Below are 21,171 nucleotides of genomic sequence, written 5' to 3'. Positions count from 1 at the left end.
TGTCGATCCCCGGCGCTGTTCTTCATTGCTTGGCTGTGTCGTCCAATGCGAGGTTAAGGACCAGCACATTGACCACCGGCTCGCCCAGCACGCTGAGCTCCCGGTCCTCGACATGGCTGTCGACGAGCGCCTTGACCTTGGCTTCATCGATGCCCCTTGCCTCGGCGACACGGGGAACCTGGAAATAAGCGTCGTCGGGGCTGATGTCAGGATCGAGCCCACTGCCCGATGTCGTGACGAGGCCCATTGGAACCGGCGCATCGGGGTTTTCGGCCTTCAGCTTCGCCGCGTCGCCCTTGATGCGCTCGATCAGCTTGGGGTTGGACGGACCCAGATTCGAGCCGCTGGAGGCGCCGGCGTCGTAGCCATTGCCGGCGGCCGATGGCCGGCCGTGGAAATAGCGTTCGCTGGCGAAGGCCTGGCCGATCAGTTCGGAACCGACCACCTTGCCGTCCTTCTCGATCAGGCTGCCATTGGCCTGTTTCGGGAACAGCGCCTGGGCGATGCCGGTCATGCCGAGGGGATAGATGAGCCCGGTCAGCACGGTGAAGAAGACTATCATGACGATCGCGGGTCTGATTTGCTTGAGCATCGGAGTGATCCCTTATGCAAGGCCGAGGGCCGTGACGGCCATGTCGATAATCTTGATGCCGGCGAACGGCACGATGATGCCGCCGAGGCCGTAGACGAGCAGGTTGCGGCTGAGCAGCGCCCCGGCGCCGATTGCCCGGTATTTGACGCCGCGCAGCGACAGCGGGATCAGCGCGATGATGATCAGCGCGTTGAAGATGATGGCCGACAGGATGGCGCTCTGCGGCGTCGCCAGATGCATGATGTTGAGCGCCTGCAGCGGACCTGTGGTGTGGCCGGGTGCGACGTAGAACACGGCGAACATGGCCGGGATGATGGCGAAGTACTTGGCCACGTCATTGGCGATGGAGAAGGTGGTCAGCGAACCGCGCGTCATCAGCAGCGCCTTGCCGATCTCGACGATCTCGATCAGCTTGGTCGGATCGGAGTCCAAGTCCACCATGTTGCCTGCTTCCCGCGCGGCCACCGTGCCGGTGTTCATGGCGACGCCGACGTCGGCCTGGGCAAGGGCCGGCGCGTCGTTGGTGCCGTCGCCGCACATGGCGACCAGCTTGCCCTTGGCCTGCTCGTCGCGGATCAGTTTCAGCTTGTCCTCCGGCGTCGCCTGGGCAAGGAAGTCGTCGACGCCGGCTTCGGCCGCGATGGCCGCCGCCGTCATCGGATTGTCCCCTGTGATCATCACCGTGCGTATGCCCATGCTGCGCAGCTCGGCGAAGCGTTCGCGGATGCCGCCCTTGACGATGTCCTTGAGGTGCACGATGCCGAGCAGGCGTCCGTCGCGCTCGACCGCAAGCGGCGTGCCGCCCGATTTGGCGACCTCGTCGGCGATCGCCTGGAGATCCCTGATCGTATCGCTGTTCGGGCGCGTTGCGTGGCTGGCGACGGTCGACTGGTTGACATGGGCGAGCACGGAATCGACCGCGCCCTTGCGCACGGAGGAGCCGTCTATGTCGACGCCGCTCATCCGGGTCTGCGCGGTGAAGGGCACGAAGGTGGCGTGCAGTGTCGCCATGTCGCGGGCGCGGATGGCGTATTTCTCCTTGGCCAGCACGACGATCGAGCGGCCTTCCGGCGTTTCGTCGGCGAGCGAGGCAAGCTGTGCCGCATCGGCCAGTTCCTGCTCGGTGACGCCCTTCACCGGGCGGAATTCGGTCGCCTGGCGGTTGCCGAGCGTGATCGTGCCGGTCTTGTCGAGCAAAAGCGTGTCGACGTCGCCGGCCGCCTCCACGGCGCGGCCGGACATGGCGAGCACATTGAAGCGCACCAGACGGTCCATGCCGGCGATGCCGATGGCCGACAAAAGCGCGCCGATAGTGGTCGGGATCAAGGTCACGAACAAAGCGACGAGCACCGTGACCGGGATATAGCCCCCCGAATAGGAAGCGAAGCTCGGGATGGTAGCGGTGGCCAGCACGAAGATCAGCGTCATGCCGACCAGCAGGATGTTGAGCGCGATCTCATTCGGGGTCTTCTGGCGCTCGGCGCCCTCGACCAGCGAGATCATGCGGTCGAGAAAGGTGTGGCCGGCGGCGGCGGTGATGCGCACGCGGATCCAGTCGGAGAGCACCTGCGTGCCGCCGGTGACCGCGGAGCGGTCGCCGCCGGATTCGCGAATGACAGGCGCCGATTCGCCCGTGATCGCCGCCTCGTTGACCGAAGCCACGCCTTCGATCACCTCGCCGTCGGAGGGGATGATGTCGCCGGCCTCGACCAGCACGGCGTCGCCCACCTTCAGGCTGGTGCCGGGCACCAGCTTGAATTTCGTCCGGTCCTCGCCGGTCAGGAGCTTGGCCTGGGTCTCGGTGCGCGCCTTGCGCAGCGAATCGGCCTGCGCCTTGCCGCGGCCTTCGGCGACGGCTTCGGCGAAGTTGGCGAACAGCACGGTGAACCACAGCCAGATGATGATCTGGATGGTGAAGCCGAGATTGCCGCCGCCGCTGGCGAGGTCCTTGACGAAAAGCACTGATGTCAGCGCCGAGACGACGGCAACGACGAACATTACCGGGTTCCTGGCCAATGTGCGTGGGTTCAGCTTTCTGAAGGCGCCGCCGATGGCGGGCCATAGGATGCCGGCATCCATGATGCTCGCTGATTTTGACTGGCTCATTTTGAAGCTCCAGCTTCGGTGTTGGTGAGCGGCACCGAGCGGTCGGATGCCGAAAGAAGATGCGGAAGCCCGTAGGCCAGCAACCACAGAACGATCATGACGGCGGCGATGCCGAGGAATGTCGACATGGTGGGGAAAGGAGGAGGCCGTTCCTCCTTTCCGTTGTCGGCGGGATGGCGATCGTTGCGATGCCTGTTGTTGAACCAGGACATTTCCGTTTCAGCCAGGACACTTCCGTCTCAGAATGTCTGCCCGTGGATGGCGGCCAGATGCTCGACGATCGGTCCGACGGCGAGTGCCGGGAAGAAGGTCAGGCCGCCGACGATGACGATGACGCCGACCAGCAGCCCGACGAACAGCGGGCCGTCGGTCGGGAAGGTGCCGGCCGAGGCGGGCACGGTCTTCTTCGCCGCCAGCGAGCCGGCGATGGCGAGCGCCGGGATGATGACCAGGAAGCGGCCCATGAGCATGCCGAGGCCCAGCGTGATGTTGTACCAGGGCGAGTTGCCGGTGAGGCCGCCGAAGGCCGAGCCGTTGTTCGCCGCCGCCGACGTATAGGCGTAGAGGATCTCGGAGAAGCCGTGCGGACCGCCATTGGCGATCGATGCCACGGCGCTCGGCAGGACCACCGCGATGGCCGTGAAGATCAGCATCGCCAGCGGCAGGCACAGGATTGCCAGCATCGCCATCTTGACCTCCTTGGCCTCGATCTTCTTGCCCAAATATTCGGGCGTGCGCCCGACCATCAGGCCGGCGACGAAGACGGCGATGAGGATGAACATCAGCATTCCGTAGAAGCCGGCGCCGACGCCGCCGACGATGACTTCGCCGAGCTGCATGTTGATGAGCGGGATCATGCCGCCGAGCGCGGTGAAACTGTCATGCATGGCGTTGACCGCGCCGCAGGAAGCCGCCGTGGTGATGACCGCGAACAGCGCCGAAAGCGCGATGCCGAAGCGGGTTTCCTTGCCTTCCATGTTGCCGCCGTCGATGCCCAGCGCATGGACCAGCGGATTGCCCGCGGCTTCCGCCCAATAGCAGACCGCGACCCCGGCGATGAACAGCGCGCCCATAGCGGCCAGGATCGCCCAGCCCTGGCGCTGGTTGCCGACCATGCGGCCGAAGACGTTGGTGAGCGCCGCGCCGATGGCGAAGATCGACAGCATCTGGATCAGGTTGGAGATGGCGTCCGGATTCTCGAAGGGATGCGCGGCATTGGCGTTGAAGAAGCCGCCGCCATTGGTGCCGAGCATCTTGATGGCGATCTGCGAGGCGACCGGCCCGACGGCGATGGTCTGCTGCACGCCTTCGAGCGTGGTGGCGTCGACATAGGCTCCCAGCGTCTGCGGCATGCCGAGCCAGACATAGACCAGGGTGAGCACGACGCAGAGCGGCAAAAGCACGTAGAGCGTGGCACGGGTCATATCGACCCAGAAATTCCCGATCGACTTGCCGGAAGCGCGGGCAAAGCCGCGGATCAGCGCCATGGCGATGGCGATGCCGGTGGCCGCCGACAGGAAGTTCTGCACGGTGAGGCCGGCCATCTGCACGAGATAGGACATCGTGCTCTCGCCGCCGTAGTTCTGCCAGTTGGTATTGGTCATGAAACTGGCGGCGGTGTTGAAGGCGAGCCCCGGTTCGACCGCGCTCATGCCGGCCGGGTTGTAGGGCAGGCCGCCTTGCAGGCGCTGCAGGAAATAGAGCGCCAGGAAACCGGCAAGGTTGAACAACAGCATGGCGGCGGCATAACCCGTCCAGTGCTGCTCCTGGTCGCCGGTTCCAGCCAGGCGGTAAAGGGCCCGCTCGACGGGGCCGAGCACCGGCGACAGCAAGGTGCGGTCGCCGGTGAAGACGCGATGCATGTAGCCGCCCAGCGGCTTCACGAGCAAAACCAGGATCCCGCAATAGAGAAGGATCTGTATCCATCCGTTGATAGTCATGATGTGGCTTTCCGTGCGCCGGTCAGAAGCGTTCCGGGCGGATCAGGGCGTATGTCAGATAGGCGAGCAGGAACAACGTCACGCCGCCACCGAGGATGTAATCGACAAGCATGGCCCGATCGCTCAAATTCTGTCGCAGGCTTTGACGTAGGCAAAGGAGAGGGCGAAAAACAAAACCCCGATCCCGAGAACAATGATGTCCATTGTGCTTGTCCTTGCTTTGATTTTTCCACTTTGCGCCCGCTCGAAGCAGCTTGGCGATTACGTGAGAACGCCCCGCCCACTTGGGTGACGGCGTCCGACGTTTTTCTCAAAGCGGAATATGGACCCGATCGCCATAAAGGTTCGAGACGGGGCAAAGCGGAAAGAAATAGGAATTTTATAAAGATTTTCGGCGGATGAATTGGAAGTGGTGAACGCGTCCTGGCGCTCCAGCGATATCGTCAGTCGTAAGGGGTAACAGGTTGGCCGACGAAACGGCTCGCCGCCGGTAAACGCATTCTACCCCTGCGGCTCGACCGCCTTGAGGGTCACGCCTTCTTTACGAACTCGGTTTTGAGCACGAGGCCCTTCACTTGCCTGGTACTGCATTCGATCTCACCGGGATTACCGTTAAGGCGAATGTTCTTCACCAACGTGCCCCGCTTGATCGTCTCCGAAGTGCCCTTGACCTTGAGGTCCTTGATCAGCGTAACGGAATCGCCGTCACTCAACTGAGCGCCGTTGCTGTCGCGCACCATTACATCGTCCGGCATGCCATCTCCTGTGATCGGGATTACCACTACCAGATCACCAGGAATTCCAAAACCGGGTCGTGTGCGGCGTGTTCATAGAATGCCCAAGGATCACTCGACGCGCTTCCCAAAGCGCTCGAAACTAACAGCTGCTTTTTTAATCGTGCAAGCCGGTCGGCAAGGTTGATGACCCTGCCCTCCTACGCTGAAGCTTCGGAGGGCATCCTGCTTCGCGCTGTCGATTGAGCCAATCCTGCGAAGCTCGAAGAGCGAAGCAGGATGGCGGAGAGAGCGGGATTCGAACCCGCGTTACGGTTTCCCGTAAACACACTTTCCAGGCGTGCGCCTTCAACCACTCGGCCACCTCTCCGTCCTTGCCTTTCGCGTCGGCCGGTTTCGCCGCGCGGGTTGGGGAGATGCTCTCCCTTTGGGCTGCGGAACTTTCCGCACCGGGCGCCGCCAACCAGCGGACGCCCTGCCCGCACCTGAGCCGTCAAAGCAACAGGCGCGGGGCTCATCTAGTCGATCCGGCGCCGAATGCCAAGCCATAACGGCGGTCAATTCGCTTTGCCGGCCGCACGGCGTTCATGGGGGCCGCCGGCACATCCGTTTGGAGTCCCGCCACTTCAATCGCTGCTTGATGATGTGCACGGGCAAGGCTGCGAGGCCAGCCGCGCTTGACTTCGTCCCGGGCGGCCTGTCGAGTGTCCGAAAGGCTTTGCGGGGGGCATCGTCGCAACATGGCGTCGAGCAGCGGAATTCCGGGCGGTACGCCGGACAACGGACAGCCACCAGCCGGGGGAAAGGTCCCGGCCGGACGTCCGGACAGCGGACTTTCCTACGTCCCGGTGGGCTGGCTCGTTATCGTCATGGCCCTGTCGGTCTATTGGCTGGCGTCGGCCTTGTGGCTGGTGGGGAGTTCAGGCCTGCCGGACGCCGTTTTCTATTTCCTCTTCAGCGGGCTCGTCGCCGACGTCATCACCATCCTATGGGGACTTTACCTGCTCGGCCTCGCCTTCGGCCGTTCGGCGCGCTTCCCCAGCCATTTCACCATCTGGCAGGCCGCCACGATCATCTGGCTGCTGGCAAGTCACGCTTACGCACTTGCCGTGCCGGGCTTCGTCTTCTCCGCCAGAAACCTGGCCATCACCGCCGCCGAGATCGCCATCGGCCTGCTTTGCATCTACCTGTTGCGCCGCGGCTCCGGCGCCGAGACCGTTTATGCCAGGCCCCGAGCCGAAGCGCCGTCGGTCTTCGTTTCCATTGTCGCCGCGCTGCTCGGCATCATCCTCGGCGCGGTCGTCGGCGCGGTGGGTGGCTTCCTGGCCGGTTCGCTCATCGCCGATATCACCGACGTGAGTTGCTTCGAGGGTGCGTGCGGCTACTTCGCCGCCTTCATCGGCCTGGCCGGGCTGGTGGTCGGCGCCATTGCCGGCGGCATTCTCGCCGTCTGGCTCGCCAACCGGCGCAAGCGCAGGCCGGCCGGCTAGGCTGCGTCGGCCGCGATTCAATTCGCGTGCCGTGATTGCGAATAGGGCCTGCGCGCTCTATTTCTCGTTCGGAACACCGCCGGAGATCCTCGGGAGGATGTTGAGGATCGGCCAGGGGAAAGGTCTTTGATGTTTCGCTTTGTCTTTCGTCTCGCGGCCATGGTCGCGCTGTCGATTTCGGTCATCATGGCGGTGCTTGACACGACACGCACTGTGGCCGCCTCGGCACTGGTGCTGACCCCGCTCAATGCGAGCTGGCTGGCCGTGTCGCCCGACACGCGCGCCGCCTTTGAAAGCTTCGTTCGCGCCAAGGCCGGCCCGCCGCTATGGGACGGCCCCATCGCCTGGGTGCTCAACCAGCCGGGCTTTGCCGTGTTCGCGGTGCTGGCCTTGCTGCTCTACGCCATCGGCTACAGGCGGCAGCGGCGCACGGGGCAGTTCGCCTGAAGGACACGGGCGTCACACCCCGCCATGCTTTTCCAAAAGGTCAAAATTCCACGTGAATTTTGTTTCGGGCCGTGCCAGATTGCCGCTGAGCGGGAGGGGAATATACACTCCTGGCTAACGTCGCGCGCATGCCGGAGAACCGGGCAGGCGCGCGGGGCGTAACGGAAAAAAATAACCGACAGGGTGTGGATCACATGAAACGTATCGTTCTCGGCCTTCTGGCCGCAACTGCAATGGTTCTTCCGGCTTTCGCCGCGGATGTGCAGCCGGCCATCCTCTATGATCTCGGCGGCAAGTTCGACAAATCCTTCAACGAGGCGGCCTATCATGGCGCCGAAAAGTTCAAGACCGAGACCGGCGTCCCCTATGTCGAGTTCGAGGTCTCCAACGCTTCGCAACGCGAGCAGGCGTTGCGCCGCTTCGCCGAGGACGGTCACAACCCGATCGTCATGGCCGGCTTCGCCTGGGAGGATGCGCTGAAGAAGGTCGCGACCGAATATCCTGACCTCAACTTCGCCATCATCGACGATGCCGTCGACCTGCCCAATGTCCGCTCGCTGGTATTCAAGGAGAATGAAGGCTCCTATCTCGTCGGCATCATGGCGGCGATGGCCTCCAAGACGAAGAAGGTGAGCTTTGTCGGCGGCATGGACATTCCGCTGATCCGCAAGTTCGAATGCGGCTATGTCGGCGGCGCCAAATCGGCAGGCGCGACCGACGTCATCCAGAACATGACCGGCGACACGCCGGCCGCCTGGAACGACCCGGCCAAGGGCGGCGAGATCGCCAAGACGCAGATCGACCAGGGTTCCGACGTGGTCTATGCGGCCGCCGGCGGCACCGGCGTCGGTGTGCTGCAGGCGGCGGCTGATGCCGGCAAGCTCGGCATCGGTGTCGATTCCAACCAGAACGGCCTCCAGCCCGGCAAGGTTCTGACCTCGATGCTAAAGCGCGTGGACGTTGCCGTCTACACCGCCTTCATGGACGGCAAGAACGGCACCTTCAAGGGCGGCGTCGAAAATCTCGGCCTCAAGGAAGGCGGCGTCGACTACGCCATGGACGACAACAACAAGGCGCTGGTGACCGACGAGATGAAGGCGGCGGTCGAGAAGGCCAAGGCCGACATCATCGCCGGCAAGGTCGAGGTGCACGACTACACCGCCGACAACGCCTGCCCGTATTGATCTGCCAAACCGACAGCAAACCGCCGGGCATGGTCCCGGCGGTTTTGTTTTGGAAGTCGCTGCCGGGTAGACGCAGACGTCTCGCAAGAAACACGACCCCAGGCCAATGGTGCAGTTGACAGTCGAACCCATGAACGAACGTGACATTGCAGCGGTGGCGCGATTGCGCGTTGCCGCCTTTTTCACGGGCACCGGACGAACGCTGGACGACGACGTGGCCGGACTTCGTAAACTGCTGCACGGCGACGGCTTCGAAACGGCGTTCGTGGCCCGGATCGGCGACGTGCCGGTCGGGACCTGCCTGCTGGTCCGCGACGAACTCGAACCGGCGCATGATCTGACACCATGGCTGGCCGGCCTGGCCATCGCTCCCGAGCACCAGCACCGAGGGATCGGCACTGCGCTGGTCAGGGCAATCGAAGCTCATGCCACATCGCTCGGCGTGGAGGCGCTTTATCTCTACACGTGGGAGGCGCGCGATTACTACATGAGGCTTGATTGGATGGTCGTCGAGCCGTTCAGGCAGAACGGGGAGCCGATGGCGCTGATGTCGCGCCAATGTGGGCTATAGCTTTCCCGCCAGATAACCCAATGCGAAAGCCACGACCAGTCCAATGGCGACCGCAAGTCCGCGCCGGTCGCCGAGAGAATAGAAGCCGACATCATGCGGCTTGGCGGGGCCCCGGATCACCGGTTTAGCGTCCTCAAGACCGACAGCGCGCATCTGCGGCAAGTCGCCGATGCGCTGCGTGATCTGCCGCCAGCGCTCCGCGCCACCGGCGGCTTCGGTGCGGTCGAAAATATGCAGGTGCTCAGCAAGCTGGACCACGGCATCGCGAAAGGCTGGATCGATCTCCAGATCGCGCTCGGCCCGTTCGCGCTCTGCATCGTTCATCAGGCCAAGCACGTAGTCGCCGGCTCTTGCGATGCGATCGCTGGCCATCGCTCGACTTCCCTCCCCTACCAGTGCGGCGGCTTAGTCACCGGCACGTCGGGTGCCGCCTGTTCCTCCAGCGCCAGGAAGCGGTCGGTCAGCGCGTCGAGCTTGCGCTGCATGCGCTCGATCACCTTCCACTGCTCGGCGATCTGGCCGGACAGTTCCTCGATGGTCTTCTCCTGCTCGGCGGAGCGGATCTCCAGCGTCGTCAGCCGGTCGGCGGGCATGGTCATGCAAAGTCCTCAGGTGTCGCGCGCAGTGTCAAATCGGCTTGCCATATTAGCGAATATGAGAGCTTCGGCCACGTTCGAAATTGACAAGCGCGCCGGGATTTGTCGAGAGTGGACGCTGCTCCGGCCAATTGGCACGGGCGGAGCGTCATGCTAGGCATTTTGACCAAGCGATAAAAAAATAAGAGTGGGACAGGCTGCATGGCGCATGCCGCGATTGAACTGGCCGCAATCGAACTGATTGGCATCAACAAGAGCTTTGGCGCCGTGCGCGCCAACCGTGACATCAACCTGGAAATCGCGCGCGGCACCATCCACGGCATCGTCGGCGAGAACGGCGCCGGCAAGTCGACGCTGATGTCGATTCTGTATGGCTTCTACCAGGCCGACAGCGGCGAGATCCGCGTCGGCGGCAAGCCGGCATCGATAAGCACGCCCAACGATGCGATCGCGCTCGGCATCGGCATGGTGCACCAGCATTTCATGCTGGTCGACAATTTCTCGGTCCTGGAGAACGTCATCCTGGGCGCCGAAAGCGACGCCTTGCTGAAGAAAAGCATCGCCAAGGCGCGTTCCGAACTGGAGCGGCTGGAGCGTGAATACGGCCTCGAGGTCGATCCCGACGCCATCGTCGAGGAATTGCCGGTCGGCCTGCAGCAGCGCGTCGAGATCCTCAAGGCGCTCTATCGCGGCGCCGAGATCCTGATCCTCGACGAGCCGACGGGCGTGCTGACGCCGGCCGAGGCCGACCACCTCTTCCGCATCCTCAAGCAATTGAAGGAGCAGGGAAAGACGGTGGTGCTGATCACCCACAAATTGCGCGAGATCATGGCCATCACCGACACGGTTTCGGTGATGCGCCAGGGCACGATGGTGGCGACCAGGGAAACGAAGAAGACCACCGTCGCGGAACTGGCCGAGCTGATGGTCGGGCGCCGCGTGCTCTTGCGGGTGGAGAAGGGCGAAGCGGAAGCCGGCGCGGTAAAACTCGCGGTCAAGAACCTGACGGTCAAGGATTCCCGCGGCGTCACCATGGTCGACGACATCTCCTTCGACCTGCGCGCCGGCGAGATCGTCGGCATCGCCGGTGTCGCCGGCAACGGCCAGTCCGAACTGCTCGAGGCGATCTCCGGCATCAGGCACGCCGTTTCCGGTTCGGTGATGCTCGAGGGCAAGCCGATCGATCTCACCGGCAAGGCCGATCCCGGCGAACTGCGCGACCGCGGCCTCGCCCATGTGCCTGAGGATCGCCATCATGTCGGGCTGGTGCTGGCCTTCGAGGAGAACGAGAATTCCATCCTCGGCTACCATGACGATCCCCGCTACCTCAGAGGACCCTTCCTCAACATCGATGCCATCGTTGCCGATGCCAAGGACAAGATCGAGAAATACGACATCCGCCCCGGCAATCCACGGCTGAAGACCGCCAACTTCTCCGGCGGCAACCAGCAGAAGATCGTGCTCGCGCGCGAAATCGAACAGGACCCCGGCGTTCTCATCGTCGGCCAGCCGACGCGCGGCGTCGACGTCGGCGCCATCGAGTTCATCCACAAGCGCCTGATCGCCATGCGCGAGCAGGGCAAGGCCGTGCTGGTCGTGTCGGTCGAGCTCGATGAGATCCGCTCGCTCTCGGACCGCATCCTGGTCATGTTTGCCGGCCGCATCGTCGGCGAACGCGGGCCGGAGGCGAGCGAGGGCGAGCTCGGCCTGCTGATGGCGGGTGTTGAGCGCCAGGAGGCGGCGCAATGAGCACGCCCTATGCCAAATTGCCGGCCTGGGCCGACTATGGGCTGATCCCGCTGATCAATCTGTCTGTGGCCTTCATCGTCGCGGGCTTCGTCGTGCTTCTGGTCGGCGAGAACCCGTTCCGTGCCGCCGTCATCCTGGTCGAGGGCGCCTTCGGCAAGGGAACAGGTATCGCCTTTACCCTCTTCTATGCCACCACCTTCATCTTCACCGGACTGTCGGTGGCGGTAGCAGCGCATTGCGGCCTGTTCAACATCGGCACCGAGGGGCAGGCCTACATCGCCGGCCTCGGCATCGCCATCGTCTGTCTTTCCTTCGACAGCGTGCTGCCATGGTGGCTGACATTTCCGCTGGCCATCGTGGCTTCGGCCGCCGTGGGCGCCTTGTGGGCGCTGATCCCCGCCTATCTGCAGGCCAGGCGCGGCTCGCACATCGTCATCACCACCATCATGTTCAACTTCATCGCTGCTTCGATCATGGTATACCTGCTGGTCGGCCCGTTGAAACCGGCAGCCTCGCAGGCGCCGCAGACGCGCAACTTCCTGGCGGGCGCGGAATTGCCGAAACTCAACTGGGTCATCGAGCTGTTCGGCGCCAAGATCCGGTCGGCGCCGCTCAACATCTCCTTCCTGCTCGCGCTGCTCATGGCCTTCCTGGTCTGGCTGCTGATCTGGCGCACCAAGCTCGGCTATGAGATGCGCACCTACGGCCACAGTCCAAAGGCGGCGCGCTATGCCGGCATTTCCGAAACCCGCATCATCATCACCGCCATGATGATCTCGGGCGCGCTCGCCGGCATGATGGCGCTCAATCCGGTGATGGGCGACCAGCACAATGTCGCGATCGACTTCGTCAGCGGCGCCGGTTTCGTCGGCATCGCCGTGGCGCTGATGGGTCGCCTGCACCCTGTCGGCATCGTGCTGGCGGCCATCCTGTTTGGCATGCTCTACCAGGGCGGCGCCGAACTCGCCTTCGAGATGCCTGCGATCAGCCGCGACATGATCGTGATCATTCAAGGGTTGGTCATCCTGTTCGCCGGTGCGCTCGAACACATGTTCAGGCCTTACATCCAGGCGCTGTTCGCCTCGCTCAGCCCGAGGTCGGTCGGCATGGAAGCGGTCAAGGGAAAAGGCGCCTGAATGGACACCTTCAACGCCATCGTCCAGACGCTGGATTCCACCATCCGCCTCTCGGTGCCGCTGCTGCTCGCCTGCCTGGCCGGCCTCTATTCGGAACGCGCCGGCATCTTCGACATCGGCCTCGAAGGCAAGATGCTGGTCGGCGCCTTCGCCGGTGCGGCGGCCGCGTCGGTCTTCCATTCCGCCTTCCTCGGACTGGGCATGGCGATCCTGATCTCGGTCGCGTTCGCGATGATCCACGGCTTTGCCTCGATCACCCATCGCGGCAACCAGATCGTTTCCGGCGTGGCGATCAACTTCATCGCCGCCGGCTCGACCATTATCCTCGGCCAGGCCTGGTTCCAGCAAGGCGGGCGCACGCCGGCGCTGCAACCAGCCGAGCGGTTCGAAGCCATTATCTGGCCCGGCGCCGAGGCCGTCCGAGGCGTGCCGGTCCTCGGGCCGATCTACGCGGAACTGATCTCCGGCCACTCGATACTGGTCTATCTCGCCTTCGCGATGGTGCCTTTCACCTGGTGGGTGCTGTTTCGCACGCGCTTTGGGCTGCGGCTGCGCGCGGTCGGCGAAAACCCGGCCGCCGTGGACACCGCCGGCATCTCGGTCGCCTGGCTGCGCTACAGGGCGCTGATCTGCACCGGCATCCTGACCGGCGTCGCCGGCGCCTATCTGTCGATGGTGCAGAATGGCGGCTTCGTGAAGGACATGACCGCCGGCAAGGGCTACATCGCGCTGGCCGCATTGATCTTTGCCAAGTGGAAGCCGGTCAACGCCATGTTCGCCTGCCTGCTGTTCGGCTTCCTCGACGCCCTGTCGATCCGCCTGCAAGGCTCGCCGCTGCCGCTCATCGGCAAGGTGCCGGTGCAGTTCATGCAGGCCCTGCCCTATATTCTCACCGTCATCCTGCTCGCCGGTTTCATCGGCAAGGCGATCCCGCCGCGCGCCGGCGGCGTGCCTTATGTCAAGGAACGCTGAGGATCGAGGGCGCGACGCAAAAGGCGCGCCGGCTTATGGACAAGATCATCGGAGAGAACACTGAAATGTCGCATGAATTGTTCGAAGCGGCGAAGGCTGCCATGGCCAAGGCTTATGCCCCCTATTCGAAATTTCCGGTCGGTGCCGCACTTCGCACCGAGGACGGGCGCGTCTTCACGGGCGCCAATATCGAGGTCGCTTCCTATCCGGAAGGCTGGTGCGCCGAGACGACGGCGCTCGGCCATTACATCATGGGCGGCGGCGGCAAGATCATGGAAATCGCCGTCCTTGCCGAGCGCATGGCCAAATGCTCGCCTTGCGGCGGCTGCCGGCAGCGGCTGGCCGAATTCTGCCGTCCGGAAACGAAACTCTATCTCTGCGACAATGCGGGCGTCGCCGAAACCGTGACCATGGGCGACATGCTGCCTTACGGCTTTCGCGGCGACATGCTGAAATGAAGGAAGCGCTCGACCATCTGATCGAACGGCTGGACGGCCTGGCGCCGACCACGGCGCTGGTGCTGGGTTCTGGCCTGGGAGGGCTGGTCAGCCAGGTCGAGAACCCGATCCGTGTCTCCTATGCCGATCTGTCCGGCTTTCCCAGAAGCGGCGTTTCCGGGCATGCCGGAGAGGTGGTGGTCGGGCTGTTTGCCGGCACGCCGGTGCTGATGCTGTCGGGCCGCGCCCACTATTACGAGCACGGCAACGCGGCGGCGATGCGGCCGGTGCTGGAGGTGCTTGCCGGCACCGGCATCACCAAGCTGATCCTCACCAATGCCGCCGGCTCGGTCGATCCGGAGATGGGGCCGGGTTCGGTGATGCTGATATCGGACCACATCAATTTCTCCGGCACCAACCCGCTGATCGGCGAGCCGAGCGACCGCCGTTTCGTCGGCCTGACCGAAGCCTACGATGCCGGCATCCGCAAGGCGATCGAACAGGCGGCAAAGGCGACCGGCACGGCGCTGCACAAGGGCGTCTACATGTGGTTCTCCGGCCCGTGCTTCGAAACGCCGGCCGAGATCCGCATGGCGCGCATCATGGGTGCCAACGCGGTCGGCATGTCGACCGTGCCGGAAGTCATCCTTGCCCGCTTCCTTGGCCTGCGTGTCGCCGCCTGCTCGATCATCACCAATCTTGCCGCCGGCATGACCGGAGCCGAGCTTTCGCACCAGGAGACCAAGGATATGGCCCCGGTCGGCGGCGCGCGGCTGGCGACGATCCTGAAGCGTGTGTTCCGCGACGGACTGTTGGAGAACTGATGCTTCCGCAGGAAATCATCCGCTACAAGCGCGACGGCCACAGACTGCCGGCGCGCGAAATCGCCGACTTCATCGCTGGCGTAACCGATGGCGCCGTCACCGATGGCCAGGTCGCGGCTTTCGCCATGGCGGTGTTCTTCAACGGCATGGGCCGCGACGAGGCCGTGGCGTTGACATTGGCCATGCGCGATTCCGGCGACGTGCTCGACTGGTCGGACCTGCCCGGCCCGGTCACGGACAAACATTCGACAGGCGGCGTCGGCGACAACGTCTCGCTGATGCTGGCGCCGATCGTCGCTGCCTGCGGCGCTTATGTGCCGATGATATCCGGCCGCGGCCTCGGCCACACCGGCGGCACGCTGGATAAAATGGATTCCATCCCCGGCTACGCCAGCCAGCCCGACATCACGCTGTTTCGCAAGGCGGTGCTGGAGGCGGGTTGCGCCATCATCGGCCAGACCGCGGACCTCGCGCCGGCCGACCGCCGGCTCTATGCCATCCGTGACGTGACCGGAACCGTGGAGTCGGTGCCGCTGATCACCGCCTCGATCCTGTCGAAGAAACTGGCGGCAGGCCTGGGGTCGCTGGTGCTCGACGTCAAGGTCGGCAATGGCGCCTTCATGGAGAAGTCGCGCGACGCGACGGCGCTCGCCAACAGCCTGGTCGAAGTCGCAAGCGGCGCCGGATTAAAAGTTTCGGCGTTGATCACCGGCATGAACGAACCGCTGGCCTCGGCCGCCGGCAATGCGGTCGAGGTGCGCAACGCCGTCGATTTCCTGACCGGCCGCCTTCGCGACCGGCGCCTGGAGGATGTGACACTGGCGCTCGCCGCCGAAATGCTGCAGGCGGCGGGTCTGGTGCCGTCCAACCAAGACGGCATGCGGCGGGCCACCGAAACGCTTGCCAGCGGCCGCGCCGCCGCCACCTTCGCGCGCATGGTGACGGTGCTCGGCGGCCCCGCCGATTTCATCGACAAGCCGGAACGATATTTGCCCGTTGCGCCAACGGAACACGCGGTGAGAGCGATCGCGGACGGCTTCGTCACCGGCATTGCCACGCGTGATATCGGCCTTGCCGTGGTCGGGCTGGGCGGCGGCCGCACCCGGCCAGACGACAAGGTCGACCCGGCGGTCGGCATCACCAGGCTGTTGCCGGTCGGCGCCGAGGTTCGAGCTGGCGAGCCGCTGGCGCTGGTCCATGCCCGCTCGGTGTCCGACGCCGAAGCCGCGGCGGCAACGGTGCTTTCGGCCTATGCGATCGGCGCTTCCAAGCCGCCTGCCGACAAGTCGGTCATCCGGCGCATCCTGCCGCGTGGCTGATATGACCCAGCCCCGAACGGCCGTGCCCGCTCACTGGACAAGAAGCAGCGTGCCGTTTTCGGCCTGATATTTGCCCAGCCGATTGAGAAAGCTCATGCCGATCAAATTGGTGTGCAGCGCCTTGTCGTCGAGCACGATAGCCTGCACGTCGTTGACGGTGATGCTGCCGATCTGCAAGCGGTCGATCATCACCACCGCCGCCTTGATCGTGCCGTTGGCCGTGTTGACCTCATGACTGAAATCCGACGGGTTCACCGACAATCCGATCCTGCGCGCCGTCGAGGTGTTGACGGCGACCAGTGTCGCTCCGGTATCGATCATGCCGTCGATCTGGCGTCCGTTCAGTTTGAAGGCCGACGAGAAATGCCCTCGCGCGTCGGCCGTGACGACAACCTTGCGGCCCATCGGCAACGGCGCCACCGGCTTGTCGGGAGCCGCTGCCAAGGCGACCTCCGGACGGGCGTCGGCCGCTGGCTTGGCCGTCACCGCCGTTTTCAGCAGGCTTTCGAACATCTGCGGATTCGACTGATAGACAATCGGGATGGATGCCGATGTACCGGCAAAGACGCTGAGGATAAGTAGCTTGCGCAGCATGGATCGGCCCCGACGCATGACCCCGAAAATCGGGATCGATTTCGGAAAGGATCACGCGCAAATCAAAGTGCCGCAGCGTCCGACAGGACGCACGGCGCTGTCGTGAAGGCCGATCCTTAACGCCGGGATGGTGTTTGCCGTTTTAACGCCGCTCGAAACCGCGCCGTTGCGTAAACTTTCGGTAAATCACTTTGTCCCGTACATGCGGTCGCCGGCGTCGCCGAGGCCGGGCATGATGTAGCCCTTCTCGTTGAGCTGGCGATCGATGGAAGCCGTGAAGACGGGAACGTCGGGATGTGCCTTGGTGAAGCGCTCGATGCCTTCGGGCGCCGCCAGCAGGCACAGAAAGCGGATGTTGGTGGCGCCGCGCCCCTTCAGCTTGTCGATCGCCGCGATGGCGGAATTGGCGGTGGCCAGCATCGGATCGACGACGATGACCAGCCGGTCGGCAAGGTCGCTCGGCGCCTTGAAGAAATATTCGACCGCCTCCAGCGTCTCATGGTCGCGATAGAGGCCGATATGGGCGACGCGGGCCGCCGGAACCAGGTCGAGCAGGCCTTCGAGCAAGCCATTGCCGGCGCGCAGCACCGAGGCGAAGACCAGCTTCTTGCCTTCCAGCGTCGGCGCCTCCATCGTTTCGATCGGCGTTTCGATGGTCGTCGTCGTGAGTTCGAGATTGCGTGTCACCTCATAGCCGAGCAGCAGCGAGATCTCGCGCAGCAGCCGCCGGAAACCGGCCGTCGATGTCTCCTTCTTGCGCATGATGCTCAGCTTGTGCTGGACAAGCGGGTGGTCGACGACGGTGACGCCCTTCATGATGTGCTCCGACGTGGTTCGTGGTGAGTAGCCAATAGTGAGTAGTGAATAGTGAGCCGATTTGCGAGTCCCGATGCGCGCTCCGCCAAACTGCTCACTGCTGGCCACTCCCTGTCCACCCAGCCTTCATTCACCTGGCCTTCGCATCCAGCCGGCTGAGCAGCGTTGCCTTGGTCTTCCTGTCGACGAAAGCGGCCTCGATGGCCGTTCGGGTAACGGCCGCCAGCGCCTTCTCGTTCATCGAGAAATACTCGGCCGCAATGTCGTATTCGCGTTTCAGCGAGGTCCAGAAATAGGGCGGATCATCCGAGTTGAGCGTCACCTTGCAGCCGGCCGCTAGCAGGGCGGGGAACGGGTGGGCGGCGAAACTGTCGAACACTTTCAACGCAATGTTGGAGCCGGGACAGCATTCCAGCACCACGCCCTCATCGGCGATGCGCCGGACAAGATCGGGGTTTTCGATGGCGCGCACGCCATGGCCGATGCGCGACGGGCGGATGTGATCGAGCGCCGCCTGGACCGTCTCCCACCCCGTCAGTTCGCCTGCGTGGACGGTAATGCCGAGCCCGGCCTCGCGGGCGATTTCGAATGCCCTGACGTAGTCCTCCATCTCGCCGACCCTCTCGTCGCCGGCGACACCGAAGCCGGTTACCAGCGGATGTCCGCAGCGCGCGGCAAAGCGCGCTGCCTGCTCGATGGACTCGACGCCGGCATGGCGCACGCCGGTGACGATCATGCGGCCCTCGATGCCGGTCTTGGCCTTGGCGCGGGCCATGCCTTCGCCGAGCGCGTCAGTATAGGCCTTGGGCGACAGGCCCGCCTTCATGGCATGATCCGGCGAGGTGAAGACCTCTGAGTAGATGGCGCCGTCACGAGCCAGGCTGGTCAGATAATGGTCAGCCAGCCGCGCATAGTCTTCCTCGGTCCGGAACAGGTCGGAGGCGAAATCATAGGCGGCGAGAAAAGAGGTGAAATCGTGCCAGACGAAAGAGCCGTTCTGGATATAGGGCGAGATGTCCTTGCCGTATTTCTGCGCCTGTCGGATGACGAGTTCCGGTGCCGCTGCCCCTTCGATGTGGCAGTGCAGTTCCGCTTTCAAAGGCATTCAAACATCCCGTCGGTCAGTCCAGGTCTCGAAACCCGCCACCTGGAAGCGCGGCCGAACACCGCGCCTTAAACAATAGCGCCCGCACCATCGATCGGCTATGGTCCCGCCGGTTTTATGACGGATCAAAAAAATGTCAGTTGAGAGAACCACGGCCGCCGGCGGCATGGAAACCTCCTATGGTTTCAAGCGTGTAGGGGCAGGCGACAAGCAGCCCCTGGTCAACGATGTTTTCCACAAGGTCGCCAACCGCTACGATCTGATGAACGACCTGATGTCGGGCGGCCTGCACCGGCTGTGGAAGGACGCCATGGTAGCCTGGCTCAATCCGCCGAAGCGGCCGGGCTGGTGCGTGCTCGATGTCGCCGGCGGCACCGGCGACATCGCCTTTCGCATCGTCGATGCCAGCCATGGGCATGCTCATGCCACCGTGCTCGACATCAACGGCTCGATGCTCGCCGTCGGTCGCGACAGGGCGCAAAAGAAAGGCATGTCCGGCAACACCGACTTCGTCGAAGCCAATGCCGAGGAACTGCCGTTCGCGGACGCCACCTTCGACGCCTACACCATCGCTTTCGGCATCCGCAACGTCCCCAGGATCGACGTCGCTCTCACCGAAGCGTTGCGCGTGCTGAAGCCGGGCGGGCGGTTCCTGTGCCTGGAATTTTCCGAGGTCGAGATGCCGTTGCTCGACAGGGTCTACGAGGCCTGGTCGTTCAAGGCCATTCCGAAGATCGGCAAGGCCGTCACCGGCGATGGCGAGCCTTATTCCTATCTCGTCGAGTCGATCGCGAAATTCCCCAACCAAGCGAATTTTGCTTCCATGATAACCCGCGCGGGCTTCGATCGGGTCTCGTTCCGCAACTATTCCGGCGGCATCGCCGCGCTTCATTCGGGCTGGAAACTTTGAGGCAGGCCCGGGCATGAGCACCGTCAGCGCTGGATTTCGGCTCATGCGGGCCGGCTGGGTGCTTGTGCGCGAGGGCGTCGTCGCCGCTTTGCCCGGCGAGGAACTGTCCGGCCTGCCGAAATTGGGCTGGCGGCTGGCGCGGCTGTTTACCCGCCGCCGCGCGCTCGCCTATGAGCGCAGCGATCGGCTGGCCAAGGCGGTGGTCCGGCTCGGGCCGTCCTATGTCAAGCTGGGCCAGTTTCTGGCGACACGACCCGATGTCGTCGGCAACGACATGGCGCTCGATCTCGCCATGCTGCAGGACAAGATGCACACCTTCCCGACGGCCGAGGCGGTGGCGGCCATCGAGGGCTCGCTCGGGCGCAAGCTCGGCGACCTCTACACGCGGTTCGGCGACCCGGTCGCCGCGGCCTCCATCGCCCAGGTCCATGCCGCTGAAACCGTCGATGGCGGCGTCGCCAGGAAGGTGGCGGTCAAGGTGATCCGGCCGGGCGTGCGCCGCCGCTTCTTCCAGGATCTCGAAAGCTATTTCCTCGCGGCCCGCCTGCAGGAGAAATACATCCCCTCCTCACGCCGGCTGCGGCCCGTGGAGGTGACCGAGACGCTGGCGCAGACCACCAAGATCGAGATGGACCTGCGCCTCGAGGCGGCCGCGCTTTCCGAACTTGGTCAAAGCACCAGGGAGGATCCGGGCTTTCGCGTCCCTTCCGTCGACTGGGAGCGCACCGGCCGCGACGTGCTGACCATGGAATGGGTCGACGGCATCAAGATGAACGACATCGCCGGACTCGCCGCCGCTGGACACGATCTGAGGGCAATCGCGGCCAACCTCATCCAGTCGTTCTTGCGCCATACGCTGCGCGACGGCTTCTTTCACGCCGACATGCATCCGGGCAACCTGTTCGTCGAGGCTGATGGCACGATCGTCGCGGTCGATCTCGGCATTGCCGGCAGGCTCGGCAAGAAGGAGCGCCGGTTCCTCGCCGAAATCCTCTACGGCTTCATCACGCGCGACTATCTGCGCGTCGCCGAGGTTCATTTCGAGGCCGGCTACGTGCCGCGCCAGCACAATGTCGCGGCCTTCGCCCAGGCGATCCGCGCCATCGGCGAGCCGATCCATGGCCAGCCGGCCGAGACCATTTCCATGGCCAAGCTTCTGACGCTGCTGTTCGAGGTGACCGAACTCTTCGACATGGCGACGCGGCCCGAACTGATCCTCCTGCAGAAAACCATGGTGGTGGTCGAGGGCGTGGCGCGCACGCTCGATCCGGCCTTCAACATGTGGAAGACCGCCGAACCCGTGGTCAGCGGCTGGATATCAGGAAATCTCGGGCCAAGCGGCCTGCTGGCCGACGCCCGCGACGGCGGCAAGGCGATGCTGACGCTGATCCGCCAAGCCCCCGAGTTGGCAGCGCGCACCGAGCGGCTGTCGCGCGAGATCGACCTGATGGCCGAGCATGGCCTGCGCTTCGACGAGGCGACGGCCCGCGCCATCGGAAAGGCCGAAGCGCGCTACAACCGCTCCGGCCGCGTGGCGCTGTGGGTGATAGCCCTGACGCTGGTCTATATAGCCTGGAAGCTGCTCTGAGTGACTGCAATGACAGCAATGCGGTCATTGCAGTCGAAAGACGGGATAGCTATATTGTGCG

23 protein-coding genes and 1 tRNA gene are annotated in these 21,171 nt (G+C 64.0%); 12 read left to right on the top strand and 12 right to left on the bottom strand.

The window, feature by feature from the left end; all coding sequences use genetic code 11:
- Positions 1-22: 22 nt before the first annotated feature.
- The 7 genes from kdpC to FJ940_RS17485 form a co-directional block, all read right to left on the bottom strand.
- Positions 23-592 (bottom strand): potassium-transporting ATPase subunit KdpC, encoded by a 570-nt coding sequence (gene kdpC, locus FJ940_RS17515; RefSeq protein ID WP_140496342.1) that lies wholly within the window; start codon positions 590-592, stop codon positions 23-25.
- Between the two features lie 12 nt (positions 593-604).
- Complete coding sequence (gene kdpB, locus FJ940_RS17510) at positions 605-2,698, bottom strand: potassium-transporting ATPase subunit KdpB (protein ID WP_140496343.1); 2,094 nt, start codon at positions 2,696-2,698, stop codon at positions 605-607.
- Positions 2,695-2,910, bottom strand: a complete 216-nt coding sequence (locus tag FJ940_RS17505; RefSeq protein ID WP_140496344.1) for a hypothetical protein — start codon at positions 2,908-2,910, stop codon at positions 2,695-2,697. The genes kdpB and FJ940_RS17505 overlap by 4 nt, the downstream gene beginning before the upstream one ends.
- Positions 2,911-2,937: 27 nt before the next feature.
- Entirely contained in the window at positions 2,938-4,638 is a 1,701-nt protein-coding gene (gene kdpA, locus FJ940_RS17500; protein WP_140657312.1) for a potassium-transporting ATPase subunit KdpA, read from the bottom strand.
- 22 nt (positions 4,639-4,660) lie between these two features.
- Positions 4,661-4,750 (bottom strand): K(+)-transporting ATPase subunit F, encoded by a 90-nt coding sequence (kdpF, locus tag FJ940_RS17495; protein ID WP_015315765.1) that lies wholly within the window; start codon positions 4,748-4,750, stop codon positions 4,661-4,663.
- A gap of 418 nt (positions 4,751-5,168) precedes the next feature.
- Positions 5,169-5,393 carry an alkylphosphonate utilization protein gene (locus FJ940_RS17490; RefSeq protein ID WP_140513729.1) on the bottom strand — a complete coding sequence of 75 codons (225 nt, stop codon included), beginning with the start codon at positions 5,391-5,393 and terminating at the stop codon, positions 5,169-5,171.
- 259 nt (positions 5,394-5,652) lie between these two features.
- A tRNA-Ser gene (locus FJ940_RS17485) sits at positions 5,653-5,742 on the bottom strand.
- Between the two features lie 478 nt (positions 5,743-6,220).
- Between FJ940_RS17485 and FJ940_RS17480 the strand changes: the two genes are divergently transcribed.
- The 4 genes from FJ940_RS17480 to FJ940_RS17465 all read left to right on the top strand — a co-directional run bounded on the left by FJ940_RS17480 (position 6,221) and on the right by FJ940_RS17465 (position 9,064).
- Positions 6,221-6,862: a hypothetical protein gene (locus FJ940_RS17480; RefSeq protein WP_246671037.1), complete on the top strand. Its 642-nt coding sequence runs from the start codon at positions 6,221-6,223 to the stop codon at positions 6,860-6,862.
- 129 nt (positions 6,863-6,991) lie between these two features.
- Entirely contained in the window at positions 6,992-7,309 is a 318-nt protein-coding gene (locus tag FJ940_RS17475) for a hypothetical protein (protein WP_140657310.1), read from the top strand.
- 194 nt (positions 7,310-7,503) lie between these two features.
- Positions 7,504-8,493: a BMP family ABC transporter substrate-binding protein gene (locus FJ940_RS17470; protein WP_140496350.1), complete on the top strand. Its 990-nt coding sequence runs from the start codon at positions 7,504-7,506 to the stop codon at positions 8,491-8,493.
- Positions 8,494-8,623: 130 nt separating this feature from the next.
- On the top strand, positions 8,624-9,064 hold the full coding sequence (locus tag FJ940_RS17465; protein ID WP_246671038.1) for a GNAT family N-acetyltransferase: 441 nt from the start codon (positions 8,624-8,626) through the stop codon (positions 9,062-9,064).
- On the opposite strand, the gene FJ940_RS17460 is transcribed toward FJ940_RS17465, so the two are convergent.
- A complete protein-coding gene (locus FJ940_RS17460; RefSeq protein WP_140496352.1) occupies positions 9,059-9,436 on the bottom strand; it encodes a hypothetical protein in 378 nt (125 codons plus the stop codon). The genes FJ940_RS17465 and FJ940_RS17460 overlap by 6 nt on opposite strands.
- 17 nt (positions 9,437-9,453) lie before the next feature.
- Positions 9,454-9,663 carry a SlyX family protein gene (locus FJ940_RS17455; RefSeq protein WP_140513732.1) on the bottom strand — a complete coding sequence of 70 codons (210 nt, stop codon included), beginning with the start codon at positions 9,661-9,663 and terminating at the stop codon, positions 9,454-9,456.
- A 213-nt stretch (positions 9,664-9,876) separates the two neighbouring features.
- On the opposite strand from FJ940_RS17455, the gene FJ940_RS17450 reads away from it, so the two are divergent.
- From FJ940_RS17450 to deoA, 6 genes are all read left to right on the top strand, one after another.
- Positions 9,877-11,409: an ABC transporter ATP-binding protein gene (locus FJ940_RS17450; protein ID WP_140657428.1), complete on the top strand. Its 1,533-nt coding sequence runs from the start codon at positions 9,877-9,879 to the stop codon at positions 11,407-11,409.
- The gene (locus FJ940_RS17445; protein ID WP_140513733.1) at positions 11,406-12,545 is read left to right on the top strand and encodes an ABC transporter permease; all 1,140 of its coding nucleotides are present in this window, start codon (positions 11,406-11,408) and stop codon (positions 12,543-12,545) included. Before FJ940_RS17450 ends, FJ940_RS17445 begins: the two co-directional genes overlap by 4 nt.
- The gene (locus tag FJ940_RS17440; RefSeq protein ID WP_140657308.1) at positions 12,546-13,517 is read left to right on the top strand and encodes an ABC transporter permease; all 972 of its coding nucleotides are present in this window, start codon (positions 12,546-12,548) and stop codon (positions 13,515-13,517) included.
- A 65-nt stretch (positions 13,518-13,582) separates the two neighbouring features.
- Entirely contained in the window at positions 13,583-13,975 is a 393-nt protein-coding gene (cdd, locus tag FJ940_RS17435) for a cytidine deaminase (RefSeq protein WP_140522725.1), read from the top strand.
- Positions 13,972-14,778, top strand: coding sequence for a purine-nucleoside phosphorylase (locus tag FJ940_RS17430; RefSeq protein WP_140657306.1), 807 nt, complete (start codon positions 13,972-13,974; stop codon positions 14,776-14,778). Before cdd ends, FJ940_RS17430 begins: the two co-directional genes overlap by 4 nt.
- Positions 14,778-16,097 (top strand): thymidine phosphorylase, encoded by a 1,320-nt coding sequence (gene deoA, locus FJ940_RS17425; RefSeq protein WP_140657304.1) that lies wholly within the window; start codon positions 14,778-14,780, stop codon positions 16,095-16,097. Before FJ940_RS17430 ends, deoA begins: the two co-directional genes overlap by 1 nt.
- A gap of 30 nt (positions 16,098-16,127) precedes the next feature.
- Here deoA and FJ940_RS17420 read toward each other — a convergent pair whose 3' ends face one another.
- The 3 genes from FJ940_RS17420 to FJ940_RS17410 form a co-directional block, all read right to left on the bottom strand.
- The gene (locus FJ940_RS17420) at positions 16,128-16,691 is read right to left on the bottom strand and encodes a TIGR02281 family clan AA aspartic protease (protein ID WP_140657302.1); all 564 of its coding nucleotides are present in this window, start codon (positions 16,689-16,691) and stop codon (positions 16,128-16,130) included.
- Positions 16,692-16,877: 186 nt separating this feature from the next.
- A complete protein-coding gene (upp, locus tag FJ940_RS17415; RefSeq protein ID WP_140496366.1) occupies positions 16,878-17,507 on the bottom strand; it encodes a uracil phosphoribosyltransferase in 630 nt (209 codons plus the stop codon).
- A 130-nt stretch (positions 17,508-17,637) separates the two neighbouring features.
- Positions 17,638-18,612 (bottom strand): adenosine deaminase, encoded by a 975-nt coding sequence (locus FJ940_RS17410; RefSeq protein WP_140513737.1) that lies wholly within the window; start codon positions 18,610-18,612, stop codon positions 17,638-17,640.
- Between the two features lie 133 nt (positions 18,613-18,745).
- On the opposite strand from FJ940_RS17410, the gene ubiE reads away from it, so the two are divergent.
- The gene (gene ubiE / locus FJ940_RS17405) at positions 18,746-19,522 is read left to right on the top strand and encodes a bifunctional demethylmenaquinone methyltransferase/2-methoxy-6-polyprenyl-1,4-benzoquinol methylase UbiE (protein ID WP_140560260.1); all 777 of its coding nucleotides are present in this window, start codon (positions 18,746-18,748) and stop codon (positions 19,520-19,522) included.
- A 13-nt stretch (positions 19,523-19,535) separates the two neighbouring features.
- Complete coding sequence (gene ubiB, locus FJ940_RS17400; protein WP_140496372.1) at positions 19,536-21,110, top strand: 2-polyprenylphenol 6-hydroxylase; 1,575 nt, start codon at positions 19,536-19,538, stop codon at positions 21,108-21,110.
- Positions 21,111-21,171 lie beyond the last annotated feature (61 nt).

Origin of the sequence: Mesorhizobium sp. B2-3-7, assembly GCF_006442695.1 — a bacterium.
Classification (GTDB): Bacteria; Pseudomonadota; Alphaproteobacteria; order Rhizobiales; family Rhizobiaceae; genus Mesorhizobium.
Note: the sequence above shows the minus strand (reverse complement) of the source record. Positions and strands in the feature narration are given on the sequence as shown.